At 42.1% G+C, this 23526-nt stretch carries 9 protein-coding genes; all 9 read left to right on the top strand.

The window, feature by feature from the left end; translation table 11 throughout:
• Positions 1-31: 31 nt before the first annotated feature.
• The 9 genes from VEZ01S_RS16345 to VEZ01S_RS07725 all read left to right on the top strand — a co-directional run bounded on the left by VEZ01S_RS16345 (position 32) and on the right by VEZ01S_RS07725 (position 23488).
• Complete coding sequence (locus VEZ01S_RS16345; RefSeq protein ID WP_021713454.1) at positions 32-2161, top strand: McrB family protein; 2130 nt, start codon at positions 32-34, stop codon at positions 2159-2161.
• Positions 2162-2163: 2 nt separating this feature from the next.
• Complete coding sequence (locus VEZ01S_RS07690) at positions 2164-3459, top strand: McrC family protein (RefSeq protein WP_021713455.1); 1296 nt, start codon at positions 2164-2166, stop codon at positions 3457-3459.
• 287 nt (positions 3460-3746) lie between these two features.
• Positions 3747-7256 carry an STY4851/ECs_5259 family protein gene (locus tag VEZ01S_RS07695; RefSeq protein ID WP_021713456.1) on the top strand — a complete coding sequence of 1170 codons (3510 nt, stop codon included), beginning with the start codon at positions 3747-3749 and terminating at the stop codon, positions 7254-7256.
• Positions 7257-7266: 10 nt separating this feature from the next.
• Positions 7267-13692: a DEAD/DEAH box helicase gene (locus tag VEZ01S_RS07700; protein ID WP_021713457.1), complete on the top strand. Its 6426-nt coding sequence runs from the start codon at positions 7267-7269 to the stop codon at positions 13690-13692.
• 207 nt (positions 13693-13899) lie between these two features.
• Positions 13900-17010, top strand: coding sequence for a helicase-related protein (locus VEZ01S_RS07705; RefSeq protein ID WP_021713458.1), 3111 nt, complete (start codon positions 13900-13902; stop codon positions 17008-17010).
• Entirely contained in the window at positions 17007-18926 is a 1920-nt protein-coding gene (drmB, locus tag VEZ01S_RS16350; protein WP_021713459.1) for a DUF1998 domain-containing protein, read from the top strand. Before VEZ01S_RS07705 ends, drmB begins: the two co-directional genes overlap by 4 nt.
• Positions 18919-20082, top strand: coding sequence for an AAA family ATPase (locus tag VEZ01S_RS07715; protein WP_162889462.1), 1164 nt, complete (start codon positions 18919-18921; stop codon positions 20080-20082). The genes drmB and VEZ01S_RS07715 overlap by 8 nt, the downstream gene beginning before the upstream one ends.
• The gene (locus VEZ01S_RS07720; protein WP_021713461.1) at positions 20082-21605 is read left to right on the top strand and encodes a hypothetical protein; all 1524 of its coding nucleotides are present in this window, start codon (positions 20082-20084) and stop codon (positions 21603-21605) included. The genes VEZ01S_RS07715 and VEZ01S_RS07720 overlap by 1 nt, the downstream gene beginning before the upstream one ends.
• Complete coding sequence (locus tag VEZ01S_RS07725; protein WP_021713462.1) at positions 21602-23488, top strand: nuclease-related domain-containing DEAD/DEAH box helicase; 1887 nt, start codon at positions 21602-21604, stop codon at positions 23486-23488. The genes VEZ01S_RS07720 and VEZ01S_RS07725 overlap by 4 nt, the downstream gene beginning before the upstream one ends.
• Positions 23489-23526: the final 38 nt, after the last annotated feature.

Here is a 23526-nt window from a genome sequence, read left to right on the forward strand (position 1 = left end):
GCTGCGGCTGCCTTTTTTTTGGGCTTATAAAATGACTAAAAACAGTATTGAAAAGGCCATAGAGATTGTTAAATCTCAGGCTTATGAAGATTCCCAATTCTATCAGTTTGTAGAAATCGAAGGCGAGAGGCTACCTGTGAAGCGCTTTTATAGTGCGTTGTTTGGGGTTCCTTACCAAGACATAAATACACATACTGCGGAAAGAGCCTTGAAAAAGGAAGGTTACACGATCACTTCAACCCGACCTGATATCAACTTACCAAACATATGGAAGGTGTCTCATGGAAAGAAAGATATTTCGTGGGATCAATCAAAATGGCTCGATGACAACTGCCTTCTATGTGTCCATCAGAACACCAAAAAATCTCAAGGTAAAAAGTTTATATCTGAGATTGCCGTTGGGGACATCGTAAGTCTTTCAAGGAGCGGTGATGTACAAGCGATTGTTAGGGTTACGAGTCGCTTGGAGACTATGGAAGCTGCTCCATTTGATGAAGGGTGGGTATTTAGGCGCTACGAAACAATAAAAAAGTTGGCATCGTTGAAGCACTATGAGTCACTGCAGCTTGGTTGGACTCCTAACTACAACGGTACTGTGTATCAGGTGCCGACGGCTCAGTATGCTGATTTTGAGCGGGAAATCTTAATGCCATTTTTCGATATGACCTTAGCTCAAATTACAGGTATTCAGCTTGAAGAGAATGATATGGACTCACTTGAGTCGAATGAGAATATCGCCATGAAAGTTGTGAACACACCATTGAATCAAATCCTTTATGGGCCTCCGGGTACAGGTAAAACTTACCATACCATTCAAGCCTCTGTAGAAGTGGCAGAACCGAATTTTGTCTGGGAAACGCGAGCTGAACTGAAAGCTAAATACGTTGAACTTGTTGAATCCAAGCGTATTCAATTCGTCACCTTCCATCAAAGCTATGGATACGAAGAGTTTGTGGAGGGGTTATCAGCAAAAGTGACAGCGAACGAGCAAATAAACTATGTGGTTAAAGATGGCATCTTTAAATCAATCTCTCGTTCTGCCAAAGAGAACTTAGAAGATAGCCAGAAAGATCAGCACAAGCTAGACCAAGAACAGAAATTTGAGTTAGCGCTAGATGAGTTTAAACAGGCCATAATGGAAACCGAGACAGAGGGTTTCCCCTTAACCGATGCCTGCTCAATAACCTATATAGAAGATAACGGGTTTAGGTATGGAGGTAACTGGAGCTCTTCTTCAATAATGAAGTTCGATGATTTGAAAACTCTCTACCTGGATGGTGTGACGACGCGCCAAGAAATCAAAAAGAATCCATCTGTTTCGGGCCTAGCCAAGCAGGGTGCAAGCTATTTTATAAGAGCGCTCAAACAGATCCAAAAACGCACGCCAACAGCTTTACCTGAAAGTACACAGCGACAGAAGCAAAACTATGTACTGGTGATTGATGAAATCAATAGGGGCAATATTTCCAAAATCTTTGGTGAACTGATTACCTTGATCGAGCCTTCAAAGCGGTGGGGCGCTGAAGAAGCATTGGAGGTGGTATTGCCTCATTCGGGTGCTAAGTTCGCTGTTCCCAACAACCTCCATATCATCGGCACCATGAATACTGCCGACCGTTCTCTTGCCATGATGGACACCGCTCTTCGTCGCCGTTTTGATTTTAAAGAGATGATGCCAAATTCTAGCTTGTTGGCAGGCAAGGTGGTTGACGATATTGATCTACAAAAGTTGCTTGAAGCCCTAAACCAACGCATCGAAATCCTCTATGACAGAGAGCATACCTTAGGTCATGCTTTCTTCATGGGAGTTCAAAATTTTGATGATTTAGTTTACGTCTTTCAAAACAAGATTATTCCGCTGTTGGCAGAGTATTTCTTCGAAGACTGGGAAAAGATCCGTTTGGTGTTGGCTGATAACCAAAAAGAAAAAAACTTGCAGTTTGTGACTAGGGAAGAACAAACAAGTGATGAACTAACTACGTTGTTTGGGCGCAATCATCAGCTCGATGGTTATGGTGAAGCTATTATTAAACATACCTTAGCGGGAAAAATAGCTCCGGTTTGGAGCGAACCAAATGCTTATGAAGGTATTTATCATAGCATATCCTCAAAGGCTGATATCGATGAACAAACCTCTGCAAATGCTGAGGATGATTCATAGGCATGCATACTATTGTATTTGAGTATGGCTATTTAACCCATTCCAAAGATGCTGAATCCTTGGGTGCATCTCGAATCTCTACTCGCGCTTTTAACTACCTCAAAGAGGTGAGTTTGAGTGCGGAAGAGAGCGATTTATATAAGTGCCTTAGTTTAACCAAGCGCTATGGGGTGGAGCTTATTCAGGTGAAAAACTATGTGGGTGTGCTATTCACACCCACTGGTGAGCATATTGAGGTTCTGCCAAAAGTCGGGCGCAAAGCTGAGAGTGAAGAACGCGCAATCGAAAATTCTCGCCAGATGCTTCTTATGATGCTCGCACATCTTGGCTCATTTAGATATATCAGTGCCCATCAGGCCAGCATCGCGAATAAGAAAATGCCTTTGCTTGAGGTGTTTATTCATCAGTTTTTGCAATCGGTGAATAAGCTTATTAAGCGCGGCCTGAAAAGTGACTATGTCACCCAACAAGACAACCTCAGCTACCAGAAAGGCAAACTGCTAATTGGCCACCAGCTCAAACACAATCTGGTCAATAGACATAAATTCTATGTCCAATATGACGAGTACTTGGTAAATCGACCTGCAAATAGACTTATCGCAACCGCGCTACAAAAAGTCGCTCAATATACCCGAATGTCGTCCAATCAAAAGCTACTGCGAGAGCTTCAGTTCGCGTTTATTGATGTACCTTCATCAAAGTCAGTCGCGCAAGACATTAATGCAGTGAGATTAGATAGAGGCATGAGTGACTACCATGCCCCACTTGACTGGGCAAAGCTCATTCTGGCCGGTTTTTCTCCTTTAAGTATGAAAGGTGATTCCAACGCACTCTCTTTACTGTTCCCAATGGAAGCGGTATTTGAAAGCTATGTTGCCTCAATATTGAGTAAACAGATTGGCAATCAAGCCCAGCTTTTAACCCAAGCCAGGTCAAAGTACTTGGTCACTCACCAAAATAAAAACAAGTTTTTGCTTAAGCCTGATCTTCTAATCAAGAAGTCCAGTAAGCCTTTTATAGTCCTAGACACAAAATGGAAGCTCATAGACGTCACCGAGCACAACTACGGCATCTCCCAATCCGACATGTATCAGATGTTCGCCTACGGGCACAAGTATCTTGAGGGCAAGGGTGAGCTATATCTGATTTACCCAGGTCATGATGGGTTTAGAGACCCGATAGAGCACAGTTTTGATTTTGCTGGTGGTCTAAAGCTCTGGGTTGTTCCGTTTGATATCTCTCTGGAGGGTAAGTCTAGGGTGAAATGGCCAAAGGCAGCTGAGATTAGAAGCTTATAAAACTCAATAACATATTTGAGTATGTGATAGTTCCCATGAAGACGATGCTTCAGCACTAATCTAAATACTATGAATGGCGGAATGTGATAAATATGGTGAGCCGCCGTGTGATATTTTGTATTTAAAGAATTTAGATCAAAGTTTTAGAACGAAGTTCTGTGAGCTAATTGCTTATGTATTGAGGCTTTATAGGTATCAAGTACTATAAGTGGGCGGTTGTTATCATGTGCTTTTATTATCAGTACATAATAGCCAACAAAAAAATTAACTAGCATTAAGTGATTGATATGATTTTAGATGGTGTTCAAAGTCCTGTGGTAACGATGCAACAATGGTTCAATGAGTTTGAGTCTAAAAGACCGAAACCTAAAAAAGGGATGCCATTGTGGGCACTGAAGGTGACGGACGAAGAACTTCAACAAATGAACAAGTTGTTGAGGGCGCTTTTCAGAGCTAAAGAGCCGTCTGTTGTATTTAATCAACACTCTTGCGCGGGTTATGGCAAAAAATTCGATCAAATTTTCACGCTGTATTTGGCTACCTGGATTCAGAGAAACTTTACGGGTGGGAAAGAACGCTGGCCAGTTGTCCTGAGAAGTATCGACATATCACATAGCAATCGACTTAACACTTATATCTATGATTCTGTCAGAGCAGGTCTAAAATACTGGGGTATCGATCTTTATTCAACCTCTTCTGCAAATCAATATTTTGCGACTTTATATTGTCAAGGTGGGTTCCCTAGATCAGGTCTTGTTGGCTTGAGCAGTGGGCCAGTGCCTGAGTATTTGGATAAGGTGATTTCCCAATATGCTCTATTTCACCACACCTCTGAAATTAGCGATATTTCTCATCAGCAGTTGCAATTGTTACCTGAAACGCTAAAGCAACCTCCTTTTGCCAAGCTTGCGACAGTTTTAATTACTAAGCTGATGGAGTATCGAGATACCTATTATCTACACGGCGAACCTGACCCAGTTATAGCTCTAGATGTGCGCCATCCACAGTGGAGAGATGAACTACCATTTCTACTTTGTGATGAAGAGGCCCATGAATTAATCGGGCGATTAGTTCGCAGGACTTCAACAATCATTCGCCGTGAGCAAAACCCGGTCAGAATAAAACGTTACTTAAGAGAAGATATGGGACATTGGGACTTAGTGGCTGAAACCTATGTTAACCATACTATCCACCCACAAGATTTGTCTCGTGTACTCTCTTTGGAGAGCTTGCCTAAGTTCTTTGATTTGTACACACAGACAAATACAGGTGAGCGAGTCAGAACTGCGTCTTTCAACCTTAAGGGGTATGCCAATAAAAGATGGCAGGTTATAACCAAGTTCACTCATTTTTATAACGCTGATGCTGCGAGTAATATTGGCTATGAGCTTTGGAGCGATGGACACAAGTTCAATAGTGACACCTATTATCGAGGTGAAGAGCTTAATAAAGCACTACCTTGGATTTTTTCTTCTGAAGGCGAGAAGTCTCAGTATCTTGGTCAAGGTAATGTTCAAGTAAAACAATCAGCGGCATTAATTGTTCACTCTGGCACAGTAGAAGCAGCAAATTCTAGATCTAAGGTAGAGAAAGCAGGAACCATTGCGAGTTTAGGTCGGGATATTTACCGTGTTGTTGGTAAAGCAAAAGTTGAATTAGATTATGGGTTCATTGAGGTAACTACAGGTGCAGAGGAAGCTCAAGATGTCACATGTTGGCTTGAAGGCCAACGTAATCATGAGGCAATATCACATCAGCACGTATTTGTGGGGAAACCTGTTGGAATGATGAGGTTTGGTGTGAACAAATCTCAACCTATTCCTAGTGAGGAATTATTCTGGAAGAGTGTTGATTCTGATTCGCTTTTACCGCTAAATTCTGAAGCCTTGTCTTATGGTTTGGGTTCAATTATTTGGTTTAATGCTGGACAAGTAATGTGGCAAATGAAGTGTGCGATTTTGCCAGCCTCGTCTGACTTCAATGTGATTCACCATGGCAGGGGCGAGATTGAGCTAAAAGCTGTCGGTTTCAATAATACCGACCTTGGCTTTGTAGAAAATGAGAAGAACTGGTTAAGAGATGTGGACGTTATTGAGGATATATTCTTTGCTGAAGTTCAGATTCCAGCAAGCATGCCTGATACTTTCCACCCAGTTTTAGGTTGGAACAATTCTCTTATAAATACCTTAACGTTTGAATTTGACTCGCAGCAATCGGGTGTATGTCTGCTAGGTAGAAATGGCAATACGCTGAATGCTCGGGGCAATAAGATCACCTTGGACGATCTCTATGCGAGTAGTCTCAAAGTCAAGCTTAATCAAGAAGACAGTTCAATCAGCGTGTCCGCTGCACTCATGCAGCATAAAAGAATTAAAGCGGGTGTCACGGGTGTAATTCAAATCCCAGAGTCAAAAACTACGATAGGGAGCGGTGAGCTGGCTCGTATGGCTCAAGCTCTGTTTACACAATCTGACGATACTCGTGATCGTGTTTCGTTTAAGTTCTACTCGGGAAAAGAGCTTTTGGAGTCGCGAGTTCCTCCAATTGAACAGTTTAAATATCCAGTAGCGTCTTTGAGAGAGAATAACGCAATGCTCCGCATCCATGGTGCTCACAAGCATAGTAATTCAGAGTCCATAGAACTCTACACGGCTCCAATATGGGATCTATCTCGCGAACATATACCATTGCTTAAGTCTGAGGGAGACAGAGGCGAGCTGTTTTTCGAGTTGCCAGAAATTAATGAGCCTGGTCCTTGGTTTGTGTACTCTAAAGATGACCGAAAGATTCAACCGAGAGCTGTGTTAGTACCCCAACAAGAATTAGAAAAGACAAGCTACGATTACTCTCGTTTACAGTTGTCTATTAAAGATTTGCCTTTTGATCCTGAGACTAGAAGCTTTGATTATTCAGAGATGGATGCCTCATTGAGAGAGTTGATGTTTGACCTCCAGCATGGCGATTGGCAGACAGTGCAGTCGTTTGTGGAGCAGCTTGCTATTGCCAACCCAACAACCTTCCATATATTTAAGCGTCTTTCAGCAAACCCGGACGTGTTTGCTGCACTGTTGCTGAAACAGGAGAGCCCAGAGGAGTTTGAATCGGTTTGGTCGATATCACATGATATGCCATTTGAGTGGTTGAACGTATCTCTGAGACAGTGGGTCGAAGCCATCTCGTTAACGACCAAGAGCACTATGGATTCGTTGCTGATGATGAAAGATAAATTGCCCGCCGACCAGTTTAAGCAGATTCAAAATACGATGTTGAAGAGTCGATTACAAAACCTGTCTGACAAGGGAGAGTATTATGCTGCCATTGTAGAAGCATCGATCTTCATTCTATATGGCATCAAGCCGAGTTGGTTAGACATGCCAATTTATTCTTCAGAACAGGGACCATCGCATATAGCTGATTTCCACAAACAGAAATCTGAATACTTTAGTCGTCACGAAGGCAGATTCCTAACTCACATTCAAAATAAGCACAATGACATTCGCTTAAAAGAAATTTTGGATTCTAGATTATCGAGAGATCTTCTAGATGCTGAACTGAAAGGCTTTACTCAGCATTACTCTGTGGAGAAGTCGAAAGCAATGCGCTTGGCGATACCTTTGGAGTTGCCAGTTAAGGTAGCGCTCAATAATGCAGGCGTGTATCCAGCAGCAGATATCGATGAAGAAGAGTCGAAACTGATTAACTTTGCTCTGAACCGTCTGTCTCAGTTTGACCGAGTATGGATGCAAGAATCGATGGCAATCGCATTAAAGTCTGCTGTTAAGTCACGCGCGCAATAGGTTGAGAATAATGTCTACAAAAGCAATCAATTTTAAGTCTCTGTATAAAGACCTTTCTTCCGTTACTTCACAGGCTGTGATTAACCGGCTTCAGCTGAAATCAGCACCTTTGAGAAGGTTTTTGCAGGGTGAGTTCCAAGTTAAGTACGGCAAAGGGAATGACTTTTTTGCGCAACCAGTTTTTGAAGCAACTTTTGGTTGGGCTTCAGAAAATCGGGACAATGATCTACAAGGCTTGGCGAACCAAGGTAAGTTAGAGCGAGCGTTTGTTGAAAACTTATCGCACCCACCGATGCCTTTTCCTGACTCTTTTGAAGAAAAAGAAGAATATCGTTCAAAAGGCATTGTTGAACAGCGTTGGGCTGAGGATATACAAGAGGATTATACTTGGCCACTGGACAGACCGCCCTATAAACATCAGTTAGAAGCTTGGGATTACTTGTCTTCAGACGAAGTTAAATCAGTAGTGGTCACTTCTGGTACAGGTTCTGGTAAAACAGAGTGTTTCCTTGTTCCATTGTTGAATGACTTAGCGAAGCAGTCGAAGCAGAGCACCGCTACACTTGAAGGAACGCAGGCTATCTTCCTGTATCCGCTCAATGCGTTGATCAATTCACAGAAAGAGCGTTTAAGCGCGTGGACTCGTGGATTTGAAGGCAAAGTTAGGTTTGCTCTTTATAATGGTGAAACACCGACTCAAGCTCCGTCTAAAAACCTTTCTAACGCAAGCTTTAGTCGAAACAGCGCTCCTGAACAGGTTACAAATAGGAAAGATATTTGGTCTTCTCCACCACCGATCCTGGTTACGAATGCCACTATGTTGGAGTACATGCTCATTCGTCAACAAGACGAAGAAATCCTGGCTAAGTCTCAAGGGAAGCTAAAGTGGATAGTTTTGGATGAAGCTCATACCTACGTTGGCTCTCAGGCCGCTGAAATTGCATTGTTATTGCGTAGGGTTATGCATGCCTATGGTGTAGAGCCTCAAGATGTTCGCTTCGTGGCAACATCAGCAACTATTGGTGATAAGAACAAGCAAGAAGAAACAAACAGAGATCTTCAAAGGTTTCTGGCTAAGGTTGCGGGTGTTTTACCTGAGCAGGTTGCAGTGGTTAATGGTCATCGTTCAATCCCAGAAATTAATGCAACAGGCCGCGAGTCATCATTTAGTATCGAGAATGCGAAGGGTATGAGTTCTGGTGAGCTTTTCGATTACATGAGTGGCTTTCCAATGCTTCGTGAAATGCGAGAGCTGCTGACAAGAGAGCCCCACACACTTGAAGAAATAGCTCTTATCCTCGAGCCAAGCAAGTCAGAAAGCATTTCTCAATCGGAGTTGGCAAAAGCGCTAGAAATTATTGATCTAGCAGTTACTGCTTATCCTAATGGTGATAGCAGCCAACAGGCGTTTTTACCTGTGCGTGCTCATATTTTCCACCGTTCACAAAGAGGTTTGTGGGCTTGCTCTGATTCAAACTGTTGCAACAAAGCCAATACCGAGCTGCAAGATGGGTGGAAGTTCGGTATGGTTTATACAAGTGAGCGAACTCACTGTGAAGGTGAGTGTGGAGCGCCAGTTTTCGAGCTTACTCATTGCAAAGACTGTGGGACACCAAGCCTTGCCGCTGCTAAAACAACGGCACAGGGTGGCATTAAGTTACTTGAGCCAAGAGAAACTGATCTGCTAGATGATTATGTTGACGAGATAGATGAATACGAACAGACGTCGGATGAAAAAATTGACACTGAGTTCGAAGCCAATGTTCAGATATTTGCTAAGGAAGATGCTTTAGGAAATGCGCATGATCAACTGGGTTGCACCCACGTTAGTATTGATCCGAAAACTAACCGAATTTCAGAAGCCTTTGAATCAGAGCATCTAGATATCTTCTACAACCAAAATGACCGTGATGATGGACTCCGCTGTGCCCATTGTCATGGGGTTGAGAATGTTCCGAATACACAATTCAAACGAGCTTTGCTAGGTTCTCCGTTCCTAATGGGGTCACTAGTACCGGCTATGTTGCGACACATCCCAGGTAACAATAGTGATGACCTAAAAGGTAAGCGATTAATTACCTTTACCGATAGTCGTCAGGGTACCGCTCGTTTTTCCGCAAAAATGCAGTTGGATTCCGAGCGTAACTGGACGAGAAGCCAGGTTTATAAGACTGCGGTTCTTGAGGCAGGCGGACTGGATTTACCAGAAGAGCTAAAGAAAATAAAAGACTCTATTGAAGTTATGAGGGAAAACAAATTCCCTGAGGATATGATTGCCCCTCTCGAAAAGAACTACCTCGAACAGCTGAAAAAAATACCTTCAAAGAAAGTAAGCTGGTCTGAGCTAAAAGAGCGCCTCAGCACATTGCCTGAGATACAGCTACTTTCTGGTGCAGAGCTAGACCTGTTGGAGGGGAAGGCTCTTGAGAAATATGATGAGCGTATTCCTGGAGAGTATCGACTAAGATCGGAGCTTTTGAGTGATGCAGATAATCTGGCTGATCTTTTCTTAAAGCGAGAATTTTCTAGGCGTGGTAAGAATGCCAACAACCTTGAATCTATGGGCTTGATTAGTCTTCACTACCCAGCAATCGCCAAGCTAACTGAAGAAGATGTGACTTCATCAGAGTGGAGAAGTTTAGGTTTTAACCTTGAAGATCTTAAACATTATCTGAAGATCTGTATGGATTTTTATATCCGAGAAAACACGCTTGTCGATATTGATAGAAGTGTCATCAATTGGATGGGGGCAAAACTTAACCCTAGATTGCTGAAAGAGTCGAGCTACGAGTATAAGGATGACTTTGAGAAAAAAGCACTCTTTAGATTCCCTGTAGTCAACAACGGTCTACAGCACCGTTTAGTGCGTTTACTTGAACTGGGTTCAGGTAGAGTAGCTAAGGATGAGAGAGAGCTCTTTAACTCAGTGTTATCGTTTATCTGGGGCTTGCTGACGAAACGTACTCAATTGCTCACTCTTGCAGAGCGACAAGAAATGAGTACCGGTAATGAGCTGTCAGGCTACAACCTAAAGTTTGACGAGAAAATTGAGTTTGCACCTATTGGAAAAGCTTGGTTATGCCCCGTCACTAATCGTTGGCTCGATACAACTTTTAGAGGGTTGTCTCCTTATACTACAGGTTCATCAACATTGGATGATGTTCGATGTGATGAGCCATTCGAAATAACTCACCCAGAGACTGAAATAGTCAATAGCTCTCCAGCTGATATAAGAAACTGGTTGGCTGACGAAGATGTATTGAACACTCATCGTGATCATGGACGTTGGTCTGATATCAATGACAGAGTAATCGCGGGAGTCCCTCTAGTTCGTGCCGCTGAGCACTCTGCCCAACAAAGCTCTGATAAACTCAAGCGCCTTGAAAAAGCGTTTAAAAAAGATTACTTAAACGTTCTTAGTTGCTCAACTACGATGGAGATGGGTGTAGATATTGGCTCTCTTAGTATGGTGGCAATGAACAATGTTCCACCGAGTACTTCGAACTATCTTCAGCGTGCTGGTCGAGCAGGCCGACGCAGGGAGTCAACTGCACTTGCGTTGACTTTCTGTAAAGCAACACCTCATGGTGAGCGTGTGTTTAGCGAGCCAAAATGGCCCTTCGCAACTCCTATCCGAGTGCCTAAGGTTTCGCTAGACAGTGGAACCATTGTGCAGCGTCATATCAATGCGTTCTTGCTAGCGAGCTTTTTGAAGATCGAGAAAAGTCGCTCAAACAATCTTTTGAAGATGCAAGTTGGCGCATTCTTCCTGGGTGACAGTGGCCTTAATCCATTTAATGCCTTTATAAATTGGTTAGCGGGTCCTGCAGGTAATGATGAAAGTGTACTTGCTGGTATAGATAGCCTTAAGTTTGATTCGGTATTTGCTGGTCATCTCAATAGTATTCTTATGGAGAGTGCATTAAATGCTATTGAATCCTCACATATCAAGTGGATGCGCAGGTACGAATCTCTCAACACACAAATTGTAGCGACAAGTGACAGTAATTCTCCTGCGTCTAAAAAACTAGCAAGACAATTAAAGCGCTTGGAGCGAGATTATTTATTAGCTGAGTTAGCTAATACTGGTTATTTGCCAGGCTATGGTTTTCCTACTGGCGTGGTTCAATTAATTACTGATAACCGCAGTGAAAATAACTCAAGAGATGATGGAAAATCTCAACATCGAACTTCGTATCCAAGTCGAGGCCTTGAGGTAGCGCTTAGAGAATACGCGCCAGGGTCAGAAATCGTTCGTGACGGGGCTGTTTATCAGTCGCAAGGTCTTCAACTCAATTGGAAGATGCCGTTTTCTGGGAATGATATTAAACAAGAACAGCTTATTGAGTATCAATGGGAGTGTGAGCACTGCGGGAACATAGGCTTTGAGTCCGTGAGTTCTGAACGAGCAAACATTCGTTGTACTGATTGTGATAGCGACAGACTAACCTGGAGTGAGTTTATTGTTCCATCGGGCTTCGTTGTTGATTTTAATAAGCCACTACACAACAACTATGTGTCGCCAAGCTATTCAGGATACAGAGAACCTAAAGTTGCTTTGAACGATGCTCAGTGGCAGCCGCTCTCTAGCTCTGGCGTTGGACGTTACCGCGTGTCTGAATACGGCTCTATATTTCATTACAACGATGGAGAAGGTGGTGGATACGCGTTGTGCTGGTGCTGCGGTAGAGCCGAGCCTTTGAGTGTAGAAAAGACACCTATGGGCCACGTTAGACTGTCCAAAGAGCCTCATATATTAAAGACGCATAAACGACTTCAGGGTTTTAAGGTCAAGGGCGAGGTCATGTGCGATGGTGTTAGAGAAGGCTGGGGAGTCAAAACCAGCGAGATAAGTAAATCTGAAAAAGAAATCTCTATGCCTTTCATCATGGGGTATCCGCAAAGCACGGCTATGTTTGAGCTGCAGTTGAAGAACCCTACCTCGGGTAGCTGGATATCTGATGAAACCTTGCTCTATACGCTCGGTGTGGCACTCCGACAAATGTACTCAGATGAGAAAGGCATCACTACTCAAGAACTCGGTGTTGTCACGAAACACAAAAGAACAGAGTCGTTTGAAGAGGTGGTGAGTTTATACATCTTTGACTCTGCGACTCAGGGAGCTGGCTTCGCGAGTTCCATACCAGAGGTATTGTCGCGTCTTTTAGATGGGCTTATGGACTACTTAAGGCAGTGCCCTAATGGTTGCGAAACAGCATGTCATGCTTGCTTGTTAGACTACGATACTCAGCACAATGTAAAAGTACTCAACCGTAATTATCTAATTAAACAGTTAGAAGAGAATAAGGTACTTGAAGGCCTAGCTCTAGCGGCAGATAGACGTTTCTTTGGTGACTCTTCGGTAGTTGAACTCAGCAGTGCTTCTCAGGTTCTGTCTAGACTTGGGCATTCTTGCAATCGGGTAAGTGTGTTCTTGGGCTCGCCAGAGTGGCATTTTGGTGAGTGGAGTATCCGAGAAAAAATCACAACCCTTGCTACTAAGGGTATCCCATGTACGGTTTATCTGTCTAAAGAGCTAGCTGAATCTATCGACTCTGATTTGGCGTGGGAAATAGCTCGAACTATGCCTATTGGCTCTGTCGACTTCCAACAATTAACTGAGCCAGTGGATTTAGCTTCGGGTGCATTCCCAGTTATGGCCCTAAAAGTTGGCACTAAGGTGCATTGGTACGCGACAGATGAGGTAAGTCAACTAGGGGCGAATGAGTACTGGGGGAGCGGTGAAGAGAAATGCCTGGTAACAGCTACGAAAGATCTTGTGCTCAATTCAACTAAATTTAACCTAGAAGCACTAGCGCAGTCCTCAACATTGAGTGAAAGCTCTTATATTTTAAGTGATGTGTCGTCATTAAGAGGCAATATCAACTCTTTCGGAGAGAGCTTCGTTGAGCTTTTGGCTAGCAATATTCAATCTTTGGATGAAACATTAAACAATAATATTAGCTCTATTCACTACAGTGACCAATATGTTGTCAGCCCAATCAGTGCAGTATTGATTAACCAAATACTTGCTGCACTTGGTAAGCGGTACGGGCGTTTCTCATCGGAAATAAATACGGTTGCTCCACGAACAGGCCAAAGAGCATCAACGTCAATCGGTGATAACTTCTTAGAAGCTAACGATGTTTTGGATTTTATTTATGATTCATCTCAGACCCTAGGTATCGAAGTCTATGGAGATATCGTTGATAAATCAGAACTATCACATAGCCGCATTATGCGCATCGAACTAAAAGATGGTTGCGAAGTCAAACTACTGTTTGATCACGGTATGGGCTATTGGAGCCGAAGTAGAGACTACTCACAGAAGTTCGATTTCAAAGATGTTACTTATGAAGCATCTTCTGTTGATGAATGGGACTTTACCCTGAAAGATTCAGGTAAAGAGACGTTTATAGCGGTTAAGTTAAATTAGTTTCACCACTTTGTGCTTCGCTATTGCCGAGCATTAGAAATCCGGAGTCATCATATATTTGCGAGGGCTCTGGATTCTATATAAGTGCGTTTTTATAGACTGATAGTCTAAATACTGGAATGTCATTTTTACTAGCAATTAGAGTTTGAGTATTCAGGTCTGAGCTTTTTTGTTTACGTTACGGTTTATTTTTATGGAGAGGGGTTTGTGAGGTTCGCAGAAGAGAGACGTGGCTTGGTTAATTTTGTCGAAGACCGTTTGATTCGTACTAGCGAGAAGGGGGTGAAACAAAACCCTCTAGAGCTATTCCATGTTGGATTGCTTAGACCACTCCCTAAAGATAAATGTCTGACATCAAGCAAGGCAAGAAACAGTGTTGGTAGTATCACCGCTCCCTCGTCAGCAGGTTTTTCATTTTATGTTACCGGAGACTCTATTCAGCTGTCGCTCGAATATGGCGTCACCTGCTTTACAGAGTCCGGTGAAGACCCCAAGTACAATTGGCAAAAAGTAACAGAGAAGGACAGCTATGATGCCTTTAAACCAGATGGTGGTGTGTATTCCCAACAGGTAGTTGAAATCTTACCAAGAGATTCCTCTCGGCAACACCGGGGAAAGCTATATATAACTTGGCGTGCATACAACGATGGCTACATAGTTACTGTTACCCTGGCCAACCAACAGTCTGTTGCAAACTTAGACAAGGCCGATGCTCTGATGGCCAAGACAACACTCTTTGATGTTAGTATCCGCTGCTCAATTCTAAAAGGTGGGGTCCAAAGCTATCCTCAAAAAGACTTTTCTTTGTTGACGGAGGAAGAGAAAGAGCTTGAGCTTAGATACAAGAATGTAAAAACCTATGCTATCGGACACGCAACTGGGGTTGATTGGAGTATTAAAGATGGCTATCGCGTTATCGAGTCCAACTTTATGCCCAAAGTGGAAGTGCCAAGTGTCACTGCCAATACGGCCGGCTCAGAAACCAAGCATCTTAACTTTAAGTACCTATCAAGTTGTCACAATAATCCTGAAGTATTAGAGGATCTATCTAATTTCGCGGACTCTTACCGGGCGTGGATTGATGGCCAGACTCTATTGATGAATTCCATGGAGACCCATGAGCGAGCGGTCGCTAAGAACATTGTAAATAGAGCTGAGAGCGCTCACTTGCGTATCACTGAGGGTATTGAGTTTTTAAGTGCAAATAAACAAGCTCAACTGGCTTTTTCGTACATGAATGCGGCAATGCTGAAACAAATGACTGTAAATAAGAAATCACCAGATATTAGCACGTTTAATTGGAGGCCGTTTCAGCTAGCATTTGTGTTAATGGCGATGAAATCTTCTATTGATGAAGGTGATATCAATAGAGATTTAGTTGACTTGATATGGTTTCCCACTGGTGGTGGTAAGACAGAAGCCTATCTGGGTATCATGGCAATGGTATTCATTTACCGCCGCTTGGTTTATCCACACAGCCAAGATAGCACAGTAGCCATTATGCGCTATACATTGACGCTTCTAACCGGACAGCAGTTTGCGCGTGCAGCAAAAGTTGTTTGTGCTCTTGAGTTGCTTAGAAGAAAGTCAGAAAAGCGTTTGGGCGATACACCATTTACGCTGGGTTTATGGGTCGGAAGTAAGAGCACACCTAATACATTTCATCAGGCACAGCAGGAAGTTACCAACCAAAATTTCGAAAAGCTAGGAATGACAAGTTGCCCCTGGTGCAAGTCGAAATTTACAGCGCAAAACTATGTTGTTCAGGAAAGGCGTTTCGATTTCAAGTGTACAAATGATGCTTGTGAGTTTGGCTCTAGCTCTAATCCAATTCTTCCTTGTAAGACCATTGATGAATCCTTGTACGATAGCCCTCCAACCTTGTTATTAGCGACTGTTGATAAGTTCGCTATGTTAGCCTGGGATGAAAGAGCCGATATTTTCTTTGGTGGGAAAGGTAAACGCCCACCAGAGCTAATAATACAAGATGAACTCCATCTTATCTCTGGCGCTTTGGGGTCAATGGTCGGGCTTTATGAGGTGGGTATTGAAGCGGCCTTGATCAAACGAGGTATTTATCCAAAATACATTGCGTCAACAGCAACAATTCGAAATGCTGATGAACAAGTAAAGAGCTTGTACGGAAAGTCCTCCGCTGTTTTTCCACCGGCAGGCCTAGAACATGATGATTCGTACTTTGCCAAGACAGTGCCAATATCAGAGAAACCAGGCCGCTTGTATGTTGGCTATATGGCGTTTAGCAAGTCAAAAAGAGAGTCTCTTGAGCCCTTGTCGAGCCTGATAGCGGTTGCGCCAGAAATACACTTTTCAGGAAAGCCGGAGTACAAAGACGCATGGTGGACTCAGTTGGTTTACCACGGCAGCTTGAAAGGTGTCTCAGCAAGCGACGCATCATATAAAGGGCCAATTGCTCGCTCAATACAGCAGAAACTCTTTAACTATTCTCAAGAGCTGGAAGAAGAAGAACATAAGTCACGAAATAAAGAGTTAAGCCGTTTGCTTAATGTTAAGTCACTGACCTCTCTCCAAGGTGCTGAGAAAAACAACCAAACATTCACCGACCTAGAGAAGTCTCATGATAGCCAAAGTGTTATAGATGTTGCTTTAGCCACCAATATGATCTCAGTGGGTCTCGATGTGGAGCGATTAGCTGTAATGATAATTAACGGTCAGCCTCTCACCACATCAGAGTATATTCAAGCTAGCAGTCGTGTTGGGCGTGGCGGTATTCCCGGAGTTGTATTCGTAAACTATTACAAATCGCAGACGAGCAGTTTATCTCACTATGAGAATTTTCGCTCTTATCACGAATCTTTCTATCGCTATGTTGAACCTACAAGTCTCACGCCTTTTACCTATCAAGCGTTAAAAAAAGCGCTACATGCGTCTCTGATCATTGCCTTTCGAATGTCCGGTATTGGCTTAGTTACCAATGGTAGCGCTGATTCGTTTGATTCTTCGAGGCAGGATGTGTCGCAAATGGTTCAGATCTTTAAAGGTCGGGTACGAAATGCAATTGAAGGGCCTTTTGACTCAGAACTACAAAAACAGGATCAAGCACATAAACTCAATGCAACACTAGATATGCTCGACGAACTTATTGATGAATGGTCTAACTACGCTCAAGAGAGTAGGTTAAAAAGGCGACAGCTACACTTCAATAGTAAAGATCGAGCAGCAGATTCATTGATAAAAACTCATGATGCGAATAAGCAAGCTCTTTGGGATACCCAGACCTCAATGCGAAATGTAGAAGATAGCGCCCTTATTAACACTATTAGAGGGCTTAAAAAATGAATAGGAATTTAACTAGCATAAGGCTATCTCATATTGCCTCTCAACAAAGTGTTGGCAGCATAGCCTATTTAGAAAATGACTACACCGGAGTTATTGTTGATACTCGTCATTGGTTTGACGGTGGTGTGCCAGATCCAAAGAATGAACTCAAAAATATCAGTCGCATACAGCGTTGCCTTGAAATACCACAGCGTTTGTATTTGCCACCTACGGGGAATGAGGATAATGAAGGAGATATCGCCAAAGCGATTCCAGCAGTACTGTTCCCAAGCTATTTGCAATGCAAAGGGTGTGGTCGCTTAGACTTAAATCCTTGGGCCAATAACCCTCATAGATCCTCACAAAAGCCACGTTGCGCTATATGTAATGGGGTTATGGTTCAGGGTACATATTGTGTTGTAGACAACTTTGGTAATCTCGATGACGTTGATTGGAATTATCTTTGTCACTATTCCTACGATCTAAAGACAAAGACTTTGCTGAGACCGGAAGGACAGGCTGCCGAGTGTTATAAGTCGCACCACAAAGACAAGTTGCAGATTGAGTTTGAACGAGGTTATCAAAAAATATTTTGTTCCTGTTGTGGGAGCTCGGTTCAGTTTAATCCAGAAAAAAACGGCTTAAAACCCATGAAACCCCAGCCTTGGATCTTTGAAAAAATCGCACAAGAACCAGATGGGTTATCACGTAAAGGGGAAGTTGTTGAAATAAACCATCCAAGCGTTTACTCACCGGTTAAATGTGATGGGCTTGTTATTCCTCCTGAATCTAACAATGGCGAGACTAATACAAGTGCAAGCGATGTGTTGAAGTATTCCGACGACTTGGATGATATTTTAAATGCGCCGAGTGACTTTTTACGAAACCGTAGAACTAGTCAGCTAGCAAAAAAACTCAACATCACATTGGACGAAGTTCAAAAGGCATTGAGTGTCTATGAGCTTGGGGCAAATGAGCATGAAGTTGAAGAGCTTATTGGTACACCAGGCCAAATGAAAGAAGAGGAGTATGACGCATTAATAACAGAGCAATCTTTTTCTCCTTCAGCTGATTTCAAAACGCGTCACCTTACTCCTTTTTATGAAGACCTACAGTCTGGTTTGTCAGGTGAACTGCTCCCGGTAAGCCTCATCATTTCCAATTTGGTTAAAGTTGAGCGCCTCAGAAAGGTGCAGGTATTTAGTGGTTTTCTGCGGTCTCAAAGAGACCTGGATCCTGAAATGGGTCCTTCTACATCGAAAACGCAGGAAGACAAAGAGAAATTTGAACCTCAGCTAGTACAACCGAATATCGTTGGTGATGCGGATTGGCTACCTGCGATCAATCTATATGGTGAGGGTATTTTCGTTACATTGAATCCATCTTGGTTAAAAAAATGGGTTTACCACGAGAAAATATCAATCAGGATCAATGAGCTTGCCAATCATTATGAACAGTCAGAAAGCCAGATTTTGGTTGATGAACTAACTCCCGAATTCGTACTGCTTCACACTCTATCACACCTTGTTATCAGAGAGCTGGAAGACAAGTGTGGTTACCCCGCATCGTCATTGTCGGAACGAATATACTCTTCCCGCGAAGCAGGTGCGAATGGCTTTTTAATCTACACAGCTGTAGCAGATAAAAGTGGTTCGCTGGGAGGGTTAATGGAGTTGGCGGAACCAAAATTATTTTTAAATATCTTAGATAGTGCAATTAAGAGAGCACACTGGTGCACCCTAGATCCAGTGTGTTCAGACCATGGCGGTCAAGGAAGAGATGGCCTCAACAGAGCAGCCTGTCATGGCTGTACTCTTGTACCGGATACCAGTTGTGATTATGGCAACGTTTTCTTAGATCGATTATTGATTAAAGGAGACAAAGAGCAGGGTATTCCATCTTTAGTCGATTTTATAAGAGAGAATGTCAGTGAGTAAGAGAATTAACGAGTTACCTCAGCTGCACAACCTTACTAAGCAACAACAGAGGGTGTTGAGGCTTCCGTTAGAGGGTCAACATTTGGTAGTTGGAGCTCCAGGTACTGGTAAGTCAGTAGTAGCATTACATCGAATGAAAAAATATGAGGGCAAAGGGCGAATTCCTAAGGTACTGACATTCAATCATGTATTGGCTTCACATACTTCCCAACTATCTGATTGTGATCTAACCACTGCGATGAGTTGGCTGTACAAAACTCAGTATGACCTAACAGCACAATATATGCCTCAAAGGCCTCCTTCTCCGTCAGAAAAAAAGAAGCGAGAAGTTAACCCGGATTACGATCAGCTCAAGAATATTTTTTCAGCATATTATGGAAAGGTACCGATTCAAGACTTAATCGTAGACGAGGGGCAAGATTTACCATCAGGATATTACGAGTCTTTGATGGAACTCGGCTTTGAAAACTTCTTTATTGTTGGAGACCAAAACCAACAAATAACAGAAGACAATTCGAGCCGCAGAGATCTGGAAGAGGTGTTGGGGTTATCTTCTGATAGCGTGATTGAGCTAGAGGAGAACTTCAGAAACACAGGACCAATTGCTAGGTTATGTCAGCATTTTTACACCGATAGGGCTAGTCCATTACCGAAACTACCCGAGCGCCCTTCACTGTTAAAACCAACTCTTTTAAACTATTCGACGGTTAATGCTTGTGCGGAAACTATCTTGAGAGCTGCTGATAGAGACAGTGGAAAACTGATAGGTGTCATCGTCGCTAGCGAGACTAAAAGGGAAGACTATTTTAAAAAGTTTTCTCAAATCGATATCCCTAGGGACAATGAAAAACCGATAATATCGACGTACTCTAGTAATCAAAAGCAGGGAAACGTGAATATAGATTTTTCGTCTGGTGGGATTGTTGTCTTATGCGATAAATCCGTTAAAGGCATTGAATTTGATGCTGTTTATGTCATCTTAGATGGACTTCAGATCATTGGAGGAGACGAAGACGCGATGAGAAAGCGTTTGTACGTTATGACCTCTAGAGCCAAAGATGAGCTGTTCTTGATGCAAAGCGCTTTGTATCCCAACAAATCTGTTGAAGCATTGCTTCCCACTGATTCCAACATATTAGAAAGAGACTCAATTTAATGGCTAAGAAAGATTTTTATATACCAATTTGTGTTGATAATCTCGCTCAGTTTTTTGCTTTTGGTTTTATTACCCCTGCGAGTGTATTTCCTTTCAAAAATTATTGGTTTGATGAATTATCTCTTCATTCAAACGTCATACCTTTGTATGACAAGCCCACAGCTAAGCTTAAAATTCCCTTCACGGGTGTGCAAATGTCCAAAACGGAAGATAAGTATGCGAAGAGTGCGGTTGTAGTTATTTCAGTTGATGATACGGACTTACAGCGGAGTAGTTGTTCTACGTTCAGATATCTCCATGGCCTATTACCGACTTATTTAATCAATAACATTGTTTTTGAAGATAAGGAGGCTTTGGAACACTTTAAGGGCTTGACGTATAAAACGGGAAGAGTTTCGGAAGATTTACTCAATAGAGTTAAGCTTAAGGCAACGGGCTTTAAGGCGCTTTTTGAAAAGCCCAATCAAGATCCCTTGAACTTTGAAAAGGATGAATCAAATCTGGATGAAAGCAGTGAGTTTTCTCCATTAGATGACAAAGTACTTAGAAAAATGAGTGGTTACGGTGCAGTGGTTGCACTTTCGTATGTAATGGCAAAAAATAGTAGCCATGCAAACGAGGCGCATAAAGAACTTCTCAGCATTGAAAATAAAAATGATGACTCGCTATTGTCGATTAAACTCCTTAGATCATATTTACTTAAGGACACAGAGGAAGAGGCCTCAAAGAAAAAAATTCAGGATGATTTCTTCGATGCATTGATAGGATGCAATGACCAAGAAATGATCTTAGATAGACTGATTCCTTTTTTCGATATGAATGCAGAGGACAGTGGGGCAGTCGAATTTTTGCAGGATTTGAAGGGCCGTGTACATGATATTCGAAAAGGAAAAAACACCAGTACGAAGTCAGAGCAAATGTCGAAATTTTCTTCAGTCGAGCGTGTCAGTCATTTTATAGACCAAACCGTTACTATGTTTTCTTTGCTTGATGAGACTGAAAAGCTTTTTACCCAACCAATTGTGACGGTTAACGACGAGGGTTATTTGAATATAGCTGTAGCATATGGATTGCGGGATAAGTTTTATGATCTACCAAGAAGTGTTAGACAAATAACGGGGCTTGAGACGTTAGTTATTGCATCCATGTATTCTTTTTACCAGAGTACAACAGGGAATAAAACGCAGGACAATAGTGTAAAACTTGACGCAATACCTACGTTCATAGATATATTATCTGATTCAGATACACCTCAATTGCGTGTTGCTTTGTCTAATAAATTTTCCTTGGTTCTTCAAGATGACAGAATATCTGTGAATATTGATAAGCACAGTTATGTACCGGAATACCCAGAAGCATTTATTAAGGTTTTTTCTTCAGAAACTACCGAGTTCTCAGAAAGGATGATTAGTCAAAAAGCATTTGAAGATATTGACTTTAATAACATATTGTCGCTTTATGAAGAAGAAAAATCGCTAGTTAAGCAACGCAAGAAATTTGCTAGTCAGTTGAAAAAACTATGAGATTAAGCCCCCCGCAACCATATAATAACGACAGCTATGCAGAGCTGCAGATATTTGATGCGTTTCGCAGTGTTGAAATGTCGGATGCCATTTGCTTTAACTCTCTTCATTTGGTTTCACACCGTGAAAAGAAGATGAGTGAAATTGACTTTGTATTGGTTTGCCACAAAGGTATCTTTGTATTTGAGGTTAAAGGTGGGCGAGTTTTTCAAAAAAGTGGGAAGTGGTACTCAAGATCAAAGCAAAAGAGTCATTCAATTGAAAATCCATTTAACCAAGCTAGAAGTGCCCTGTTTTCATTAGTTGATTCATTGAAATTGGAAAAAATTCTCTCACCGCGTGTTCCCATAGGGTACGGAGTTCTCTTACCTAATACAGTATCATCGGGTACTTCAGTGGAATATGACGCTTTGATGTCGGGTAGTAAGACTGCGCTAAAAGGATTTAGTTCTTGGTTAGAAAACTTTATTCAATTCTGGGTTAACAAAGTAAAAGCACCAACGACATTAAGCTCTGAAGATATTACAAAGATTGCCAACTACTTGAGACCAAATTCTTTAGTAAGTGATAAGCCTCTTTCTAGTTTTGAAAAACTCAATGGTTTACAACAGCAAGTGATCACTGCTTTTGAATACGATAAGCGAGTTATTTGTGATGGAGCAGCTGGCACGGGCAAGACCTTGTTAGTTGAAGTGATTGCGAAGGAGTGTATAAGCGACGATAAGAAACTGCTTGTGTTGTGTGAGTCTAAGTGGCTAAAGGGACGGCTAAAAACAAGACTACATAGCACTAATATCGTAGTGGCAACTATTGATAGCCTGCAAGTTGATTCTCGCAGAGCATTTATATCTCAATACGATGTGGTGATAGTAGACGAAGCTCAGGATTTATATCGGCTAGACAAGATTAACCTGTTGGATAAGTACATCAATGGTGGCTTAGATAAAGGTAAATGGATATTTTTCCAAGATTTAGCTAATCAAAGTGTTTTTTTTTCAACTCCAGAAACGGAAGCAATTGAAAAAATAAAAAATGCAAGCGATGTAAGCTTGTCACTAGATACCGCATACAGATATTCGAGAACAACGTTAAATTACATATCTGACTTGTTAGGAAAAGATAAATTACCGACGAAGAAAGTTAATGGGCCTGAAGTAGAACTGTTTGCTTCTGACGACGAAGATTCAGAAAGAAAAAATATAGAGACAATTATCTATAAAGTTCTTAGCTTGGGATATAGGCACTCTGATATAACTTTATTGTCTGATAATCTTTTTATTGAGAGTGTCGTTTCACAGCTTCCAAAAAGTTTACTAACAAGTGTTATCCAAGTGGATGACTTTAATGTTCGGACATTTCCTTTAGGTGGAATTAGTTTTTCGGAACTTGAACATTTTAAGGGTTTAGAGAATAAGGTGGTCATTCTCGTAGACTTCAGCAAAAAGTGCTTGGACAATACTCCAAAGGCTTACGTGGCTATGACAAGAGCATCAGAGCGTCTGTTTATCGCATGGACTTCAGATGAGCAAACAACTTATATCAATGTAACTCAGCCTACCGAAGTCAGCGTACTTGATGAAACCTCTGAAACTACACTAGCGCCTGGATGGAAAGAAGTACTTGAAACTACTCTTTTGGAGGAGGAATGTGAGACTTTTATTGCGAAAAAACTGTTACCACCAATCTGTGGTTATGAACTCATAGTGGATGAGATGGTCGTATCTGATGCTGAACTCGCATGGCCGAAAGTGCATCTTTGTATATTTAGTGACGAAACAGAGCACAAAGATATCGAAAAATTTAAATCAGAGGGGTGGCGTTGTTACCAGACTCCTCTTACTGATGATGAACTGGATGAAGTTTCAAAGATTATATCGATCTAGAGAGCGTAAAGGTGTGGGTTTGCGATCTAATTTCATGT

The organism is Vibrio ezurae NBRC 102218, assembly GCF_000467185.1.
GTDB classification, from domain to species: Bacteria; Pseudomonadota; Gammaproteobacteria; order Enterobacterales; family Vibrionaceae; genus Vibrio; species Vibrio ezurae.